Here is a 16,823-nt window from a genome sequence, read left to right on the forward strand (position 1 = left end):
TCAGGAAGGATCGCGTTCCCAGCGATCGAGGAAGTCCTCGATCGGCAAGGCCTGCATGTCGGGAACCGCTTTGGCGAGTTTTTCCGGCGGCCAGTCCCACCAGGCGAGGCTTTCGATCCGCGCCGCGATCTCAGGAGGAAAACGCCGGCGCAATGGCTTCGCGGGAACTCCGGCGACGATCGCGTAGGCCGGCACATCCCGCGTCACCACCGCATTGGCGCCGACAATAGCGCCATTGCCGATGCTGATGCCGGGCATGACCACCGCGCCATGGCCAATCCAGACATCGTTGCCGATGTTGACAGCTTTCGCCTGCCGCCGCGCGCGAAACGCCGCATCGACGCCCAGCCAGCGGAAATACTCGTTCGGGCGGTAGCTGAGCTTGTGCTGCGTGACCCGCTCGATCGGATGCTCCAGCGCATTGATGCGGCTGTTGGCGGCGATCGAGCAGAATTTGCCGATCGTCGTGTAGATCGCTTCGGCGTGGCGCTCGAAATAGGAGAAATCGCCGACATTGACCTCGCGCAGCACCACCCGCTCGCCGATCGAGGCATAGCGGCCAAGTTTGCACGCCTTCAGCTCGGCCGTCGGATGAATGCGCGGTTCAGGGTCTTTGAGGACAAGGTTCTCGGTGCGGTCCATGGCGCGGATTTACCTCCGCGCAATTGCGGAAGCAATTGTCCCGCGCAATTGCGGAAGCAATTGTCGCGTCCCCAAACACCCACAGACCCCGGCTATTTCGGCTGGCCGTTGGTCCACACCACACTCTGGCCGAACAGCGGCACGGTGGTCACCGACATTTTCGCCGAGCCGTTCTGCACCTGGCGCGAATGCGAGAGGTAGATCAGCGTCTCGTTTTTCTTGTCGTAGATGCGGTTCACCACCTGCTTCTTCCAGATCAGGCTGATGCCTTGCTTGAACACCTCTTCGCCGCCTTCGCTCATGTCGATGTCACCGATGGTGATCGGGCCGGTCTGGCGACACGAGATCGACGAATCCGACGGGTCCTCGAACCAGTTGCCTTTCTGCAGGCGGTCGATGACGCCGCGGTCGAAATAGGAAACGTGGCAGGTGATGCCGTCGACCTTCGGGTCCTTGATCGCCTCGACGATGATGTCGTTGCCGAGCCAATCGACGCCGACCTTGCCGACCTCCTCGGCCGCGGCAGCGCCGGCGCCAAGAACAACGCATGCGGCCAGTGCGCCACCGATCAGTTTCTGCCCAATCCGTCTCTGCAAAGCAGCCTCCTCAGGTTCTGGTTGCCGGTCTCAGGTGGGGCGAGCAGCCTGGCTTTGCAAGCTAGGCCTGCCGGAATGCCAGCATCCGCCGCAGCACGTCGGTCTTGAAGACGAAATGCTGAACCAGCGCCCCGGCGGTGTGCAACAGCACGACATAGAGCAGGATGTTCTGGCCCAGCACGTGCACCTGGGCCGCCCCTGGCACACCAAGGAACCATGCGGCGGCGCCCGAGAGCGGGACGATCACGATGAGTGCGTAGATGACGAAATGCGTCGCCTTGGCGAGCAGTTTCAACGCCGGATGCTCCATACCCGATACCGGCGGAACGCCGCGCGTCGCCCTGAACCAAAGCCGCCATGCGGCCAGGACCAGCACCGTGAGGCCGATCACGACATGCATATAGGCCAGGGGCAGGTCATTGGGCGAGACCTCCAGCCCCCGACGAAAGGCGCGCCACACATGCTGCATGCCGTCAGGCACGAGAAACTGGACCAGGATCAGCGCTGCGATGCTCCAATGGAGCCCGATCTGGGTTTTCGAGTAGGAAGCAACAGACATATCCGACATTGGCTGGTTCCACGGCAAGAGAAACAGACCGTCAAGATAGGTAGAGGCCAAAACCGGTCAAATTACCGTTTGGTAACTCTCCGGCCACGTGCGGAGCAGCATCGAGAGCCGGTTGCGGCAACGCGGCATCTTTGCCTTGACCGCCGCTACCGGCTAAGACTGCCGCCGCAGGCGCCAATCCGGCGCCCATCAAAATCACGACGGACACTTCCCGATGATGCGTTCAATCCTGGTCGGCATTCTCGTTCTGATGGCGGCCGGCATCGGCTGGCTCACCTTCGACTGGTACAAGGGCCATTATGGCGGCGAGCCGTTCGGGGCACCCTTCACGCTGGTCGACCAGAAAGGCGCGCCGATCACCGAAGCCGCCTTCAAAGGCCATCCCAGCGTCGTCTTCTTCGGCTTCACCCATTGCCCGGAGGTCTGCCCGACCACGCTGTTCGAACTGGCCGGCTGGCTGAAGACACTGGGCGACGACGGCAAGAACCTCAACGCCTATTTCGTGACCGTCGACCCCGAGCGCGACACGCCGGATGTGATGAAAACCTATGTCAGCAATTTTTCCGACCGCATCGTCGGCATATCGGGCGATCCCGACAAGGTGCACGCGATGGCGAAGTCGTTCAGCATCTACTGGAAGAAGGTCGACACCGGCGACGGCGACTACACGATGGACCACACCGCCTCGGTGCTGCTGCTGAATGCCAAGGGCGAGTTCGCTGGCACGATCGCTTACGGTGAGAGTGCCGACACTGCCATCGCCAAGCTGAAGCGGCTGGCGGCAGGCGCCCAAAGCTGATGGTGCAGACCAGGCTCCATTTCACGGCCGGGAAGGTCGAGGCCGACAGCGTCTTTGCTGCGCTCGAAATGGCTTTCGAGGATGAGGGCCTGCCACTCGCCGTGCTCGAAGTCGACGAGGACCGCGACATCCACGAAGTCTCGCTCTACGCCGACGGCGATGTCGACGCGGTCGAGGCGCGGCTGAAAGATATCCTTTCTGGCCTCTCCCTGTCGAAGCCGATCGAACGCGAAGTGTTGCCCGATATCGACTGGGTGGCGCGTTCGCTGGAGGGGCTGAAGCCGGTGCGCGCCGGGCGTTTCTTCGTCCATGGCGCACATGACCGCAGGAAGCGCCACAGCGGCGAACTCGCCATCGAGATCGAGGCCGGCCTTGCCTTCGGCACCGGCCATCACGGCACCACGGCCGGCTGCCTGGAAATGCTGGAACGGGTCGTGCGCCGCGAGCATCCCAGAAATGCCCTCGACCTCGGCACGGGCAGCGCGGTGCTGGCGATCGCCGTGGCCAAGCTGGCGCATATTCCGGTGCTGGCGACCGACATCGATCCGATCGCTGTCAGGGTCGCGGCCGCCAATGCCCGTCTCAACCACGTCAAGGCGCTGGTCGAAACGGTGACGGCGCCCGGCTTTCATCACCCGATCTTCGGCAAGCGCGCGCCTTTCGACCTCATCGTCGCCAACATATTGGCACGGCCGCTGATGCGGCTGGCGCCTGAGATGGCGAGGCATATCAGCCTCGGCGGCTCGATCGTGCTGTCCGGCATCCTCGATCGCCAGTGCAACGCGGTGATCTCGGCCTATGTCGGCCAGAATTTCCGCCATGTCAGGACCTTGCACCGCGAAGGCTGGGTGACGATCCACCTCAAGCACTGAATAGAGCGCTTTGGACCAATCCGCTCTTTCGAAAATCGATTCCGGTTTTCGAGGGCATGCGCTACGGTCGCTCGCAATACAGGAGGCCCATCATGTTCCAGACCTTCGATTCCGCTGGCGATCCCAGCGTCGGCAAGCCTCGTGTGAAGCTGCTGCGCAAATGGCTAGCGGACAATGGCCTTGATGGTTTCCTGGTACCGCGCGCCGACGAGCACCAGGGCGAGTATGTCGCCGATCGCTCGGCGCGGCTGAAATGGCTGACCGGCTTCAGCGGGTCGGCCGGCGTCGCCCTTGTGCTGCGCGACCGTGCCTTCATGTTCGTCGACGGCCGCTACACGCTGCAGGTGCGCAACGAAGTCGATCTCGACATTTTTGCCATCGAGAGCCTCGTCGACAATCCGCCGGCCGTCTGGATCAAGGACAATCTCGGCAAGGGCGCCAAGCTTGGCTTCGACCCCTGGCTGCACACGATCAATGAGGTCAAGGCGCTAACGACCTCGGCCGAGCAATCCGGCGCGACGCTGGTGCCGCTCGACAAGAACCCGATCGACGTCATCTGGAAGGATCAGCCGGCACCACCGGTGGCGTCGGTCGAGATCCACCCGATCGGCTTTGCGGGCGAACTGGCCAAGGACAAGCTGGTGCGGCTGGCAGCGGCGATCGCCAAGGACGGCGCCACGCACGCCGTGCTGACCGACCCCTCCTCGATCGCCTGGGCCTTCAACATCCGCGGCGGTGACGTGCCGCACACGCCACTGGCGCTCGGCTTTGCCATCCTCGCAGCCGATGGCAAGCACCAGCTGTTCATGGACCAGCGCAAATTTTCGCGCACCGTCGCCGCCTATCTCACCCAGCTTGCCGACTTGCACGAGCCCGGCGAGTTCGAGGCGGCAATCGTCGCCCTTGCCAAGGGTGGCGCAAGGATCGCGCTCGACCCGGTGCTGGCGGCCGAAAAGCTCAGAATGCTGGTCGAAGACAATGGCGGCACCTTTGTTGCCGCGCCCGATCCCGCCCGTATTCCGCGTGCAACCAAGAACCAGGCCGAGATCGCCGGCAGCCGCGCCGCGCATCGCCGCGACGGGGCAGCGGTGGCGAAACTCTTGTGCTGGCTGGAGCGGCAGAAGCCGGGCTCGCTCGACGAAATAACCGTCGTCACCAAACTGGAAGAGACGCGCCGGCAGACCGGCGAGGAAACGCAGATGCCGCTGCGCGACGTCTCTTTCGACACCATTTCCGGCACCGGCCCGAATGGCGCCATCATGCATTACCGCGTGTCGCGCGCCACCAACCGCAAGCTGGCAAAGGGCGAACTGTTCCTGCTCGATTCCGGCGCCCAGTATCAGGACGGCACGACAGACATCACCCGCACCGTGCCGATCGGCCAGCCGACCGAAGAGATGCGCGAGCGCTTCACGCTGGTGCTGAAGGGCATGATCGGCATTTCGACGCTGCGCTTCCCGGCGGGCACGCGCGGCTCCGAAATCGACGCTGTGGCGCGCATGGCGTTGTGGAAGCATGGCTGCGACTTCGCGCACGGCACCGGCCATGGCGTCGGCTCCTATCTCGCCGTCCACGAAGGGCCGCAGCGCATTGCCCGCACCGGCACCGAAAAGCTGCTCGCCGGCATGATGCTCTCCAACGAGCCCGGCTACTATAAGGAAGGCTCCTACGGCATCCGCATCGAGAACCTGATCCTGGTGACGCCGGCCGAAGCGGTCGAAGGCGGCGACATCGCCATGCACAGCTTCGAGACGCTGACGCTGACGCCGATCGACATCCGCCTGGTGCGCACTGATCTGCTGACGCGTGACGAGCTGCACTGGCTCGACGCATACCATGCCCGCGTGCTGGCCGAGATCGGGCCGATGCTCGACGGCGAAACGCTGGCCTGGCTGGAGAAAGCGACCGCGCCGCTGCCGCATGACGCCAAGATCTGAAGACGTGCCGGCCTGGAGTCCGTGTCCGATAGGACGCGGCGCTTAACCGACCAGATACCGGCCAATGATCAACACGGCTGCACCAACCAGAAACATTGGTAGAAGCCCACCGCGCAGCGATACTGCACCGGCGAGAACCAGCGCAGCCCATTCCACCGGCCCGGCCCCGAGCGCGGCCGGCGCCACCAGCGTTGTCAGCACTGCTGCTGGTACAGCGTTCAAACCCGCCTCGACGCGCGGATGCACGTGTTCGAAACGCGAGAGGACGAGGTGCCCGCCTACGCGCGTGGCATAAGTGACCAATGCACCCGCTAGTATAATCCACAGTGTCGCGCTCACAGCGCCGCTCCACGCTTCGGCATTGCAGCGGCAAACACAATTCCAGCGGCGGCACCAATCGACACATGCCAGGGTGAGCCGACAAATTTGTAAGCCAGGATAGAGGCGGCAGCGCTTATCAGGACGACCGGCAACCAAAGCGGCCGGTCACGAAATTCGGTCACCAGTCCGAGAAAATAGATAGGTAGCAGGAAGTCGAGGCCAATCGCATGCGGGTTGGGTATCAAGCCGCCAAACGTCGCGCCCGCTGCCGACAGCGCCACCCAGAGAATGTAGATCGGCAGCGCCATGCCCATATACCAGACGAACGTCACTTCTTCACCGCGCTCGCTCTTGACCTCCGCCTCGGCATATTGGGGATCGACGAGGAAGAAGTAGGCGATCGCTTGCTTGATCGGCGGCCAATGCGCGAGGCGCGGGCCAACCGACGCCGAATAAAGCACGTGCCTGAAGTTTACTGCAAAGATCGAAAGCACGATCAGCCAAGGCGCGACCTGATGGCCGAACAGCTCAATGCCGACCATTTGACTGGCGCCGCCATAGATCGTCGCACTCATCAGCGTCGCTTCAGTCACGGACATGCCATTGTCAACCGCGAGCGCACCAAAGAGCAACGCAAAGGGCGAAGCCGCAATCACGGTCGGAATGCTCGCCCGGACGCCAAGCCAAAAATCGCTGGCCGGAGAATTTTCGGTCAAGGTCTCTGCTGACATCTCACGTTCCTAGGTCGCGCCGACATGTAGGTGTCCGCGATTGAAAAGTCAGACGAATTCGCTTGAGCCGATGAATCAGCGAAACTGATGTCATGGACCAACGCTCAGCATTGGCTCAAACAAGCAGAAGCTGTATGGTTCTTAGGTCGTCTGACCGGAACAAACCGTCGTCTGTTGAGGGCAGGCTCATGAACGGCATAAACCACCTCGTTTTGGCAGCTCACGATCTCGATGCGCTTCGTGCTGCCTATCGCGAACTCGGTTTTACTCTGACCCCGCGCGGTCAGCACCCATTCGGCACCGGCAATTCGATCATTCAGTTGCACGGCAACTATCTGGAACTTCTGTCAGTCACGATTCCGCAGGACGTTGTCGAGCATGGAGAAGGCAGATTCTCCTTCTCGGCTTTCAATCGCGACTATCTGGCCCGACATGAAGGATTCTCGATGACGGTGCTAGATACGTCGGATGCCGCCGCCGACAGAGCGGCCTGGATGGCAGAAGGGTTGCGGACATATCAGCCGTTCGAATTCTCCCGCATGGCAAAGATGCCGACCGGCGAGGACGTTCGCGTCGGCTTTTCGCTGGCTTTCCTGTCAACGCCGGCGGCACCGTGGTTCGGCCATTTCGCTTGCCAGCATTTCCGGCCGGAATATTACGCGCAGCCACAATATCTTGGGCACGCCAACTCGGCGCAGACGGTTCGCGACGTCTGGCTTTCGGGCAAGGATGCACTTGAGCTTGCTGAGCATATGCGGGCTTTTACGGGCGTGGCTGCAGAAAAGGGAAGCGCAGGCAGCATTGTCTTCAATACCCTCACAGGGGCCATCATTTTGGCCAGCCCTCAGGCTTTTGAGGATGCCTTCGGCATGCCACCTCCCCACCCTGATGACGGCCCCCATCTTGCCGGACTGACCATCAGGTGCCGAACGCTCGAAACCTTCACCGATCTCGGGCTGCCGTGGGCCGGCAGTCGGCTCGTCCTGTCGCCGACACGGGGATTCGGAACGGCGGTCGCCTTTTCGACTTAACAGCACCTGCAAGCGCTATGGGACCTTGCCCTGGATCGCCCTGCCCCAGTCGAGCAGCGGCTTGGCGCGCAATGTGAAATCGACAAGCTCGTCGACCAGCGCCGGCGCGTGAATTCCAGCCGGATCGATCATGTGCTGGACATAGAAGTGCCGGTTGCGGATGGCGTCGACAAGATCGGGTTCGTTGACCTGCTCGAAGCCGCGCGGCGTGCGCTTCAAGCGGCCCTCGGTTTCGAGTTCCAAGCCGTTTTTCTTCAGCGTTGAAAGCAGTTTTCGGAACTCGGCTGGCCGGGCGATAATGGCCTTGCGCATCGCCAGCAGCAGCGGCGGCTCCGGGTTCCACCAGGCAACGTCGGCAAAGCAGCGGTCGATCCCGACATAGACGAAGAACACGCCCTGCTCCATCTTGGTGCCGTCCGGCGACAGCATGGCCGACAGATGCTGGTTGTAGGGCCGCTTGTCCTTGGCGAAGCGCACGTCGCGGTTGATGCGGAACAGCGATTTCTTGCGGTCGCCGCGCAGGCCGAGCCCCGCCGATGCAAAGCGCTCCGTCAGCGTCTCGACCAGATCGCAGAACGGCTCGTGCAGTTCGCTGTCGTAAAGCGCCCGGTTTTCCTGGAACCATTCGCGGCTCTGATGGAAATCCAGCGCCTTCAGGAACGGGATGGCCTTTTGGCCAAACCCTTTGAACGAACCGCCGGTCATGCCTTGCCGACCCGTTGCAACCAGGTGTCCTCGTCGATGACTTCGACGCCGAGTTCGGTTGCCTGCTTCAGTTTGGAGCCGGCACCCGGCCCGGCCACCAGGAGGTCGGTCTTCGCCGACACCGAACCCGCCACCTTGGCGCCGAGCCGTTCGGCCATCGCCTTGGCTTCGGAGCGGGTCATCTTTTCCAGCGTGCCGGTGAAGACGATGGTCTTGCCGGCAACCTCGCTGTCGGCCGAGACGGTGACGATATACGGCTTCGGCTTGACCTGCTCGAGCAGTCTGTCGAGCACGTCGTCATTGCGCTCATTGCCGAAGAAATCGCGCAGCGCGCCGATCACCGTGTCGCCGATGCCGTTGACCGATGGGAAAACGGTGTTCGGATCGGCCGCCGCCGCTGTCTCCTTGCCGACCCGGATCAGTTCCTCGATGGTCGAGAAGGTTCGGGCAAGCACGGCGGCCGTCGTTTCGCCGATATGACGGATGCCTAGCGCGAAGATGAAACGATCGAGTTCGGGTTCGCGACGAGAGTCGATGGCGGCGAAGAGCTTGTCGAGGCCTTCGTAATTGCGGTCCTCGACACCGCGCACATTCTTGCGCGCCTTGCCCGAGGCGGCCTCGCGCTGCCTGGCCTGCTCCTCGCGCCGCTCGGCCAGCGCTTTGGTGACGGCGGGGCGACGATCCCTGAGGGTAAAGATATCGGCGGCTGTCTTGATCAGTCCGGCATTGAAGAAGATATCGATGTTCTCGGCGCCCAGGCCTTCGATGTCCATGGCGCCGCGCGACACGAAGTGCCGCAGTCCTTCCACGGCCTGCGCTGGACAGATCAGTTCCCCGGTGCAGCGTCGGCGCGAATCTTCCTTGCCGGTCTTCTCGTTGATTTCGCGCGTCGCCGGCGAGCCGCAGACCGGACAGGTGTGCGGAAACTCATAGGGCACGGCATCGCCCGGCCGCTTGTCGATGACGACGCTGACGATCTGCGGAATGACGTCGCCCGCCCGTTGTATGACAACCGTGTCACCGATGCGGACATCGATGCCGTCACGGATCGGCAGGCCGTTGCTGTCGAAGCCTTTGATGTAGTCCTCATTGTGCAGCGTGACGTTTTCGACCACCACGCCGCCAACCGTGACCGGCGCCAGCCGTGCCACCGGCGCCAACGTGCCGGTGCGGCCGACCTGGATGTCGATCTTCTGCACCGTCGTCATCGCCTGTTCGGCCGGGAATTTGTGCGCGACGGCCCAACGCGGCTCGCCAGTGACGAACCCCCAGCGGCGCTGCAGTTCCAGCTGGTCTACCTTGTAGACGACGCCGTCGATGTCGTAGCCCAGCGACGAGCGCAGTTCCTCGATCTTGTGATATTGCGCGATGAGATCCTCGACTGACTTCGCCCGCACCATCAGCGGACTGACCTTGAAGCCCCATTCGGCGAATTTCTGCACGGATTCGTACTGCGTCGGCGCGGGATCTGCCGTCGTGTAGCCCCAGGCATAGGCGAAGAACTTGAGGTTGCGGCTGGCGGTGACGGACGCATCCTTCTGGCGCAGCGAGCCGGCCGCCGTGTTGCGCGGATTGACGTAGTCCTGGCCGCCGACCGCCGCCGAGCGCGCCTTCAGCGCCTCGAACTCGGCATAGGTCATGTAGACCTCGCCGCGTATCTCGATGGTCTCGGGCCAGCCAGAACCTTTCAGCTTCGCCGGGATGTCGGCGATGGTCCTTAGATTGGCTGTGATGTCTTCACCCACCGCACCGTCGCCGCGCGTGGCACCCTGCACGAACACGCCGCGTTCGTAGCGCAGCGACGCCGACAGCCCGTCGATCTTCGGTTCGGCCGTAAAGGCGATGTCGAGATCCTTGTCGCGGTCGAAGAACCGCCGGCCGCGTTCGATGAAGTCGGCGACATCCTCATCGGTATAGGCCTTGGCGAGGCTGAGCATCGGCACCGCATGGCGCACCTTGGCAAAGCCTTCCGCAGGCGCAGCGCCTACCCTGCGTGATGGCGAATCCTCGCGCACGAGCGCGGGGAAGCGCTGTTCGATGGCGAGGTTGCGCCGCGTCAGCGCATCATATTCCGCGTCCGTGATAACAGGCGCGTCCTCGGTATGGTAGTGCCGGTCGTGCTCGGCGATCTCCTCTGCCAGGCGCGCAAGCTCATCGGCGGCTTCGCTTTCGCTCAACGATTCGACTGGTTTTTCAGACATGCGGCGCGGTCCTCGAATTCTGGTGGGCCACTATAAATCAGGATTTGCCGGCAGCGAGATAGGCTGTGGAAAAATCAAACCCGAACAGAGACATGCAGACATATCCTGACTCGGGTTTGGTGAGGAAAAATCTAGCGCCCAGGATACGCTGAGCTGAGGTCAGGCCGAAGCGAAAGGTGTCTGGCGCAGTGAGTCAGATCGAAATTCAGCGCTTGTGGCCGGGCGGGTTGACAGCTGAGACATAGCTTTCCTCGATCCATATAGAATGCATGTAGTCTGGTTCTCCAAAGACCTCGCCGACTTGTAGCTCCAGCAGGTTTGTCCCGGAAACGTTTGTGACGCTTACCACTTCGAACTTTCTTCCAACGCACCCAAGAAAGAGTTCCCTGGTTCGCATCACATCGTCGTCCGGAAGATCTTCGGGGACACCCTCCACGATCACCATGGTACCCGTAGAAATCACTGTGAAGCCTCCGACACTGAAAGCGTGCCGGGCACGCTCTTTTAGGGCTCGCACGCCACTGGGTTTTCCGTTTCCTAAGCCGCCGCCGTATTCTCTCGCAGCAGCCGCTCCGCCGCCGCCCGCGCCTCGTCGGTAATGGTGGCGCCGGCCAGCATGCGGGCGATTTCTTCCTGGCGCGCCGCCCGGTCCATCTCGGCAATGCCGGTGGCGACCTTATCCGAGCCGCCGGATTTGGAAATCAGGAAATGCGTCGCAGCACGTGCCGCCACCTGCGGCGCATGGGTGACGGACAGCACTTGCACCCGAGTCGACAGCCTGGCCAGTCTCTGGCCGATGGCATCGGCCACGGCGCCGCCGACGCCGGTGTCGATTTCGTCGAAGACCAATGTCGGCGCCGAGCCGCGATCGGCCAGCGCCACCTTGAGCGCCAGAAGGAAGCGCGACAGCTCGCCACCGGACGCCACCTTCATCATCGGGCCGGGCCTTGTGCCGGGATTGGTGCGCACCCAGAACTCGACCTGATCGATGCCTTCTTCCATGCGGTTCTCGCCATCGCTGGTCAGCCCGACGATGAACTCGGCCCGCTCGAGCTTCAGCGCCGGCAGTTCGGCCATGACAGCCTTGGTCAGGCCGATCGCAGCCGCATGGCGAAGCGAGGACAGCTGGGCCGCCGAAATGTCATAGGCCTCGCGCGCCGCGGCGGCCTGTTTCTCCAACCCATGCAGACGTTCCTCGCCGGCATCGAGATCGGCAAGGTCGGCCGACATCGTGTCGCGCAGCTGCGCCAGATCGTCGACCGCCACGCTGTGCTTGCGTGACGCCGCGCGCAGCGAAAACAGCCGCTCCTCCGCCTTCTCCAGCCGCTGCGGATCGTATTCGGTGGCGCGCAATGCCGCCTCGACACCGGACTGTGCCGCATCCAGCGACAGCATCGCCTCATCGAGCGACTTCACCACATCCTCGAGCAGGCCAGGTGCTTCGCTGGCCTTGCGCTGCAGGCGCCTGAGCAGGCTGGCCAGCTGCGGCAGCGGCGAGGATGGACCTGACAGCACATCCTGCGCGTCGTGTATTTCCGAGGCGATCTTTTCCGCCCGCATCATCGTGGCGCGCAGTTCAGCCAGTTGCGTTTCCTCGCCGGGCTGGGGATCAAGCTTCGCCAGCTCAGCGACCGATGCCCTGAGATAATCGGCCTCGCGCGCCGCCGCCTCGACCTTGGCGCGATGCCGGGCAAAGTCCTGCTCGCAGCCGCGCCAGTAGCGCCACGCCTCGCCTGTCGCGCGGGCAGCACCAAGATGGCCGCCAAAACTGTCCAGCAATTCGCGATGCGCGCCAGGATCGACCAGGGCCCGCTCGTCGTGCTGGCCGTGGATTTCGACCAGCGCGTGGCCGATGTCTCGCATCAGGGTGACGCTGGACGGCTGATCGTTGACGAAGACACGGGTGCGGCCATCCGCCGTCTGCAGCCGGCGCAGGATAATGTCCCCGTCATCCTCGATGGCGTTTTCGGCAAGCAGCGCACGCACCGGATGGTTGCGCGGCACGTCGAACACGGCGATGACCTGGCCCTGGGCGGCGCCATGGCGCACCAGCGAGGCGTCGCCGCGCGCGCCGAGCGCCAGCGACAGCGCGTCGAGCAGGATGGATTTGCCGGCGCCGGTTTCACCGGTGAGCACGGAAAGGCCGGGCTGGAAGTCGATATCCAGCTTCTCGATCAGGACGATATCGCGGATCGACAGTCTGGAAAGCATCAGAACCCGAACCTATCGCATGTCGCCCCAAGCGGACCGGTTTGGGACAACGGCATGCACAAAACCAAAGACTTAAAGCGCGCGACGCGCCTCAATGCGGCATGCGACCGGTGGAGTCGCAGCGCCGCACTATCTTTTTGTTTGGGCGTCGGATCAATCCGAAAAGCGCTGTGATCGCTTCAGTCGATGCTCAGGCGTCAGGCGCCGGTGATCAGCTTTCCGGCCTTGGATATCCACGACCCGGCATTCTCGCGCGGCTCAAGCCCATTGCTCTGCAAGAGCTTGTAGGAATCCTTGTACCACTGGCTGTCGGGATAGTTGGTGCCGAGCACGGCCGCGGCCGTCTGCGCTTCCGAGGTCAAGCCCATCGCGTAGTAGCTCTCGGTCAGGCGCGCCAGCGCCTCTTCGACATGGCGGGTGTTGGAATAGTTCTCGACCACATTGCGGAAGCGTTTGACGGCGGCAATGTATTCACGCCGCTCGAGATAATAGCGGCCGATCTGCATCTCCTTGCCGGCGAGCTGGTCGTTGGCGAAGCGTATCTTTTCCTTGGCGTCGTCGACATATTCCGAAGTCGGCCAGCGCGTCACCAGATCCTGCATCGTCTGCACGGTCTGGCGTGCTTCCTTCTGATCCTGAGTGACGTCCTTGATCTGGCGGTAGTAGCTCAGGCCAATGATGTACTGGGCGTAAGCGGCGTCGTCGGTCGACGGATAGAGCGTGAGATAGCGCTTGGCCGAGCCGATCGCCTCGTCATAATGGCCGGCGCGGTAGTCGGCGAAGGCGCCCATCACCATCGATTTGCGGGCCCATTCGGAATAGGGGTGCTGGCGGTCGACGGCGTCGAACTTCTTGCTCGCCTCATCCAGCCGGCCGGCGTTGAGATTGGCAAGGCCTTGATTGTAAAGGACGTCGGCCGGTTCGGTCTGGTCGACATAGGTCGACAAATCGACGTCTTTCTCGGACGACATGCAGGCCGACAGGAACAGCGATGGCACAACTATCGAAAGCGCCAGGAAAACAGCCCGATACGGCGCTTTCGATTGACCAACTCGCGTGAAGAACATGATTGGATTGCGCCCTTTCGGCGTTATTTCAATGCCTTTCGCATGGCGTTCCCTCAAAACTGGTCCCCACTTTTGAGCGACATGCGTCTAATCGACGGCAGCAGCCATAAACCATAACTGTCTTGCCCAGCAACGCTATGTCTAGCCAATCGCACATTTTTGTGGCGGCTTGGTGTTGCCGCGAAAGCTATGCGCTTTCACCGGCCGGTGATGCATCCGTGCAACACCAGCCGACGCTCAGAAAGCCAGAAAATCGTTAAGAATCAGATCACCCAGGGCGCGAAGACAGGGCCGGTGACGGCGCTCATCTCGGCGGTGCGGCCGCGCTCGCGGCGTGTGGTTTCGACGACCTCGAAGGCTGAACGGTCGGACAGCAGGCGCCGCAACGCCGCGGCGTTCATCCGGTGGCCGCCGCGATAGGAGCGGAAACAGCCGATGAAACGGGCACCGGCCAGCGCCAGATCGCCCATCGCGTCCATCGTCTTGTGACGGGCGAATTCATTGGGATAGCGCAGGCCACCCATATTGATCACCCGGTTGTCGTCGCCGATCACCAGCGAGTTCTCCAGCGAGGAGCCCAGCGCATAGCCGGCCGCCCACAGCCGCTCCACGTCCTTCATGAAACCGAAGGTGCGGGCACGCGCAATGTCCTGGCGGAAGACGTCGGGATTGATGTCGGAGGCGAACAGCTGACGGCCGATCGCCGGGCTCTCGAAATCGATTTCGACCTCGAAACGCGTGCCGCTATAGGGCCTGAATTCAGCCCAGGACGCGCCGTTCTCGATCCGAACCGGCTTGACCACCCTGATGTAGCGGCGCTTGACCGCCAGCGTCTCGATGCCGGCCTGGTCGATGGCCTCCACGAACGCCACCGCGCTGCCGTCGAGGATCGGAACCTCGTGGCCGTCGATCTCGATGACGATGTTGTCGATGCCGAGTCCGAAGAGCGTCGCCATCAGATGTTCGACGGTGGCGATATGCTCGCCTGCCGGATCGCCGAGCATGGTGCAGAGATCGGTCGCGCCGACTTCGGCAACCAGCGCACGGAACTCGCGGCTCTCGCTTCCGGTCGAAAGGTGGAAGACGACGCCGGTGTCGGCGTCCGCGGGGAGGAAATTGACGGTGACCGGTTTGCCGCTGTGAACGCCGGTACCGGTCAGCGTCGCACGCGATCTAAGTGTCGTCTGGTAGTCTTGCAAGACAAACCCCATAGCCCATAACGCCCATGTCCGCTTTATAGCCCCAAAGGGCGCGGCTCTTGATTATCGGCAGGCAGGGCCAACTCCCCGAATCCCAGCACACCGAAAGTGCTGCGGCAAAGATAGTGGTCCGTCAGGGAGACTCCAAATCACGGTTTCTTACTCTGTGTAACCCCGACCGACCGTGAGCGCCACCTCGTAACACTATGGTATCAAAGGATTTTTTTGGTTAACAGGCAAACGATCTCTCGTCTGCCTGTTAACAAGTGTTACATACCGTTAACGCCTCAGTTGGCCTGGCGGCGCAGGAACGCCGGGATCTCCAGCTGGTCGTCTTCCTGGGCAGAGCGGGTCTGCGGCGTCAACCGGCCCTGGTCGTCGAGCTGGCCACGGCGCGGCGCATAAAGCTGCGGATCCTGGCTGGCAAGGCGGCGCATTTCGGGCGCTGCCTGGCGCAGTTTCGGTTCGCGCGGCTGTGCCGGCTGCAATCGGGCCGGCTCTTCCTCGCGGCGCGTCAGTCCGTTGGTCAGCCGCTTGAGCAGCCCCATCGGCCCGCTGTTTTCATGGTCGGCCGGACGGCCCTTGGCTTCCACCTCGGCCTTCACCACCGGCGGAAAATCTTCCACCCGCGGCATGCGCTGCGGTGCGGCAGCCACCGGCTGCGGCATTTCCCGCAGCGGCGCCGGCTGCATCACCGGCTGCACGACAGGTTGCGGCTGCGCCGGCGGGGCCTGGAAGATCTTGCTCTGCGGACGGAAGTCTTCCGCCTGGGCCATCGGCGCCGGACGAGCCATTGCCGCCGCATTGGCTTCGGCAAGCTGAATCGCCTCGGCGACCGGATCGGCCGCGCGCGTCTCATAGGTCTGCTGGACCGGCGCCGGCCGGCCTTCCGCGGCCGGAGCCGGACGGCTGACAGGCTTCTGCTGCGGCGGCACGGCGCGGATCGAGATCGGCACCGCGGCGATTTCGGCCGCCGACTTGTCGATGCCGGTGGCGACCACCGAGACGCGGATGACACCTTCGAGTTCCTCGTCGAAAGTGGCGCCGAGGATGATGTTGGCGTCCTGGTCGACCTCCTCGCGGATGCGGGTCGCGGCTTCGTCGACTTCGAACAGGGTCAGGTCACGGCCGCCGGTGATCGAGATCAGCAGGCCCTTGGCGCCCCTCATCGAGGTCTCGTCCAGCAGCGGATTGGCGATCGCTGCCTCGGCGGCGGCCATCGCGCGGCCCTCGCCCGAAGCCTCGCCGGTGCCCATCATCGCCTTGCCCATCTCGCGCATCACCGAACGGACGTCGGCGAAGTCGAGATTGATCAGGCCTTCCTTGACCATCAGGTCGGTGATGCAGGCAACACCGGAATAGAGCACCTGGTCGGCCATGGCGAACGCGTCGGCGAAGGTGGTCTTGTCATTGGCCAGCCGGAACAGGTTCTGGTTGGGGATGACGATCAGGGTGTCGACGCATTTCTGCAGCTCCTCGATGCCCATATCCGCCGTCTTCATGCGGCGCTGGCCTTCGAAATGGAAAGGCTTGGTGACGACGCCGACGGTGAGGATGCCCTTTTCGCGCGCCGCGCGGGCAACGACTGGGGCAGCACCCGTGCCGGTGCCGCCGCCCATGCCGGCGGTGACGAAGCACATATGGGTGTTGGAGAGGTGATCGATGATCTCATCGATGCACTCCTCAGCCGCCGCACGGCCGACTTCCGGCTGCGATCCGGCACCGAGGCCCTCGGTGACATGTGCGCCGAGCTGGATCAGCCGCTCGGCCTTCGACATGGTCAGCGCCTGCGCGTCGGTGTTGGCCACGACGAACTCGACGCCGCGCAAGCCCGCGGTGATCATGTTATTGACGGCATTGCCGCCACCGCCGCCGACACCGAAAACGGTGATCCGGGGCTTGAGCTCGGTGATGTCCGGCTTTTGCAGATTGATGGTCATTGT

The 16,823-nt window shown here is 63.0% G+C and carries 16 protein-coding genes; 4 read left to right on the forward strand and 12 right to left on the reverse strand.

Annotation, left to right across the window (positions count from 1 at the left end; genetic code table 11):
- The 3 genes from AC1DXM_RS01980 to AC1DXM_RS01990 form a co-directional block, all read right to left on the reverse strand.
- A complete protein-coding gene (locus AC1DXM_RS01980) occupies window positions 1-642 on the reverse strand; it encodes a DapH/DapD/GlmU-related protein (protein ID WP_477231507.1) in 642 nt (213 codons plus the stop codon).
- Between the two features lie 92 nt (window positions 643-734).
- Window positions 735-1,238, reverse strand: a complete 504-nt coding sequence (locus AC1DXM_RS01985; protein WP_477231508.1) for a CreA family protein — start codon at window positions 1,236-1,238, stop codon at window positions 735-737.
- A 61-nt stretch (window positions 1,239-1,299) separates the two neighbouring features.
- Window positions 1,300-1,806, reverse strand: a complete 507-nt coding sequence (locus tag AC1DXM_RS01990) for a cytochrome b (RefSeq protein ID WP_477231509.1) — start codon at window positions 1,804-1,806, stop codon at window positions 1,300-1,302.
- 214 nt (window positions 1,807-2,020) lie between these two features.
- Between AC1DXM_RS01990 and AC1DXM_RS01995 the strand changes: the two genes are divergently transcribed.
- The 3 genes from AC1DXM_RS01995 (at window position 2,021) to AC1DXM_RS02005 (ending at window position 5,414) form a co-directional block, all read left to right on the forward strand.
- Complete coding sequence (locus AC1DXM_RS01995; protein WP_477231510.1) at window positions 2,021-2,605, forward strand: SCO family protein; 585 nt, start codon at window positions 2,021-2,023, stop codon at window positions 2,603-2,605.
- The gene (locus AC1DXM_RS02000) at window positions 2,605-3,477 is read left to right on the forward strand and encodes a 50S ribosomal protein L11 methyltransferase (RefSeq protein WP_477231511.1); all 873 of its coding nucleotides are present in this window, start codon (window positions 2,605-2,607) and stop codon (window positions 3,475-3,477) included. Before AC1DXM_RS01995 ends, AC1DXM_RS02000 begins: the two co-directional genes overlap by 1 nt.
- A gap of 92 nt (window positions 3,478-3,569) precedes the next feature.
- Window positions 3,570-5,414: an aminopeptidase P family protein gene (locus tag AC1DXM_RS02005; RefSeq protein WP_477231512.1), complete on the forward strand. Its 1,845-nt coding sequence runs from the start codon at window positions 3,570-3,572 to the stop codon at window positions 5,412-5,414.
- Between the two features lie 42 nt (window positions 5,415-5,456).
- Here AC1DXM_RS02005 and AC1DXM_RS02010 read toward each other — a convergent pair whose 3' ends face one another.
- A complete protein-coding gene (locus AC1DXM_RS02010) occupies window positions 5,457-5,753 on the reverse strand; it encodes an AzlD family protein (RefSeq protein ID WP_477231513.1) in 297 nt (98 codons plus the stop codon).
- Window positions 5,750-6,466 (reverse strand): AzlC family ABC transporter permease, encoded by a 717-nt coding sequence (locus AC1DXM_RS02015; RefSeq protein ID WP_477231514.1) that lies wholly within the window; start codon window positions 6,464-6,466, stop codon window positions 5,750-5,752. Before AC1DXM_RS02015 ends, AC1DXM_RS02010 begins: the two co-directional genes overlap by 4 nt.
- A gap of 188 nt (window positions 6,467-6,654) precedes the next feature.
- Here AC1DXM_RS02015 and AC1DXM_RS02020 point away from each other — a divergent pair, with 188 nt between their 5' ends.
- Complete coding sequence (locus tag AC1DXM_RS02020; RefSeq protein ID WP_477231515.1) at window positions 6,655-7,497, forward strand: VOC family protein; 843 nt, start codon at window positions 6,655-6,657, stop codon at window positions 7,495-7,497.
- Window positions 7,498-7,512: 15 nt separating this feature from the next.
- Here AC1DXM_RS02020 and AC1DXM_RS02025 read toward each other — a convergent pair whose 3' ends face one another.
- From AC1DXM_RS02025 to ftsZ, 7 genes are all read right to left on the reverse strand, one after another.
- Window positions 7,513-8,202 (reverse strand): DUF2461 domain-containing protein, encoded by a 690-nt coding sequence (locus AC1DXM_RS02025; protein WP_477231516.1) that lies wholly within the window; start codon window positions 8,200-8,202, stop codon window positions 7,513-7,515.
- On the reverse strand, window positions 8,199-10,403 hold the full coding sequence (gene ligA / locus AC1DXM_RS02030; RefSeq protein ID WP_477231517.1) for an NAD-dependent DNA ligase LigA: 2,205 nt from the start codon (window positions 10,401-10,403) through the stop codon (window positions 8,199-8,201). The genes AC1DXM_RS02025 and ligA overlap by 4 nt, the downstream gene beginning before the upstream one ends.
- Window positions 10,404-10,608: 205 nt before the next feature.
- Window positions 10,609-10,866 (reverse strand): hypothetical protein, encoded by a 258-nt coding sequence (locus AC1DXM_RS02035; RefSeq protein WP_477231518.1) that lies wholly within the window; start codon window positions 10,864-10,866, stop codon window positions 10,609-10,611.
- Window positions 10,867-10,940: 74 nt separating this feature from the next.
- A complete protein-coding gene (gene recN / locus AC1DXM_RS02040; RefSeq protein ID WP_192258441.1) occupies window positions 10,941-12,614 on the reverse strand; it encodes a DNA repair protein RecN in 1,674 nt (557 codons plus the stop codon).
- 197 nt (window positions 12,615-12,811) lie between these two features.
- Entirely contained in the window at window positions 12,812-13,681 is an 870-nt protein-coding gene (locus AC1DXM_RS02045; protein WP_112560393.1) for an outer membrane protein assembly factor BamD, read from the reverse strand.
- Between the two features lie 263 nt (window positions 13,682-13,944).
- Window positions 13,945-14,892, reverse strand: coding sequence for a UDP-3-O-acyl-N-acetylglucosamine deacetylase (lpxC, locus tag AC1DXM_RS02050; RefSeq protein ID WP_112560392.1), 948 nt, complete (start codon window positions 14,890-14,892; stop codon window positions 13,945-13,947).
- 275 nt (window positions 14,893-15,167) lie between these two features.
- Window positions 15,168-16,820 carry a cell division protein FtsZ gene (gene ftsZ / locus AC1DXM_RS02055; protein ID WP_477231519.1) on the reverse strand — a complete coding sequence of 551 codons (1,653 nt, stop codon included), beginning with the start codon at window positions 16,818-16,820 and terminating at the stop codon, window positions 15,168-15,170.
- Window positions 16,821-16,823 lie beyond the last annotated feature (3 nt).

The organism is Mesorhizobium sp. P3_A2, assembly GCF_056403115.1.

What these genes read in the sequence shown, in the direction of transcription:
- AC1DXM_RS01980 (WP_477231507.1), bottom strand. Translation starts at nt 642, where the DNA reads ATGGACCGCACCGAGAACCTTGTCCTCAAAGACCCTGAACCGCGCATT.
- AC1DXM_RS01990 (WP_477231509.1), bottom strand. Translation starts at nt 1,806, where the DNA reads ATGTCGGATATGTCTGTTGCTTCCTACTCGAAAACCCAGATCGGGCTC.
- AC1DXM_RS01995 (WP_477231510.1), top strand. Translation starts at nt 2,021, where the DNA reads ATGATGCGTTCAATCCTGGTCGGCATTCTCGTTCTGATGGCGGCCGGC.
- AC1DXM_RS02000 (WP_477231511.1), top strand. Translation starts at nt 2,605, where the DNA reads ATGGTGCAGACCAGGCTCCATTTCACGGCCGGGAAGGTCGAGGCCGAC.
- AC1DXM_RS02005 (WP_477231512.1), top strand. Translation starts at nt 3,570, where the DNA reads ATGTTCCAGACCTTCGATTCCGCTGGCGATCCCAGCGTCGGCAAGCCT.
- AC1DXM_RS02015 (WP_477231514.1), bottom strand. Translation starts at nt 6,466, where the DNA reads ATGTCAGCAGAGACCTTGACCGAAAATTCTCCGGCCAGCGATTTTTGG.
- AC1DXM_RS02020 (WP_477231515.1), top strand. Translation starts at nt 6,655, where the DNA reads ATGAACGGCATAAACCACCTCGTTTTGGCAGCTCACGATCTCGATGCG.
- AC1DXM_RS02025 (WP_477231516.1), bottom strand. Translation starts at nt 8,202, where the DNA reads ATGACCGGCGGTTCGTTCAAAGGGTTTGGCCAAAAGGCCATCCCGTTC.
- ligA (WP_477231517.1), bottom strand. Translation starts at nt 10,403, where the DNA reads ATGTCTGAAAAACCAGTCGAATCGTTGAGCGAAAGCGAAGCCGCCGAT.
- recN (WP_192258441.1), bottom strand. Translation starts at nt 12,614, where the DNA reads ATGCTTTCCAGACTGTCGATCCGCGATATCGTCCTGATCGAGAAGCTG.
- AC1DXM_RS02045 (WP_112560393.1), bottom strand. Translation starts at nt 13,681, where the DNA reads ATGTTCTTCACGCGAGTTGGTCAATCGAAAGCGCCGTATCGGGCTGTT.
- lpxC (WP_112560392.1), bottom strand. Translation starts at nt 14,892, where the DNA reads ATGGGGTTTGTCTTGCAAGACTACCAGACGACACTTAGATCGCGTGCG.
- ftsZ (WP_477231519.1), bottom strand. Translation starts at nt 16,820, where the DNA reads ATGACCATCAATCTGCAAAAGCCGGACATCACCGAGCTCAAGCCCCGG.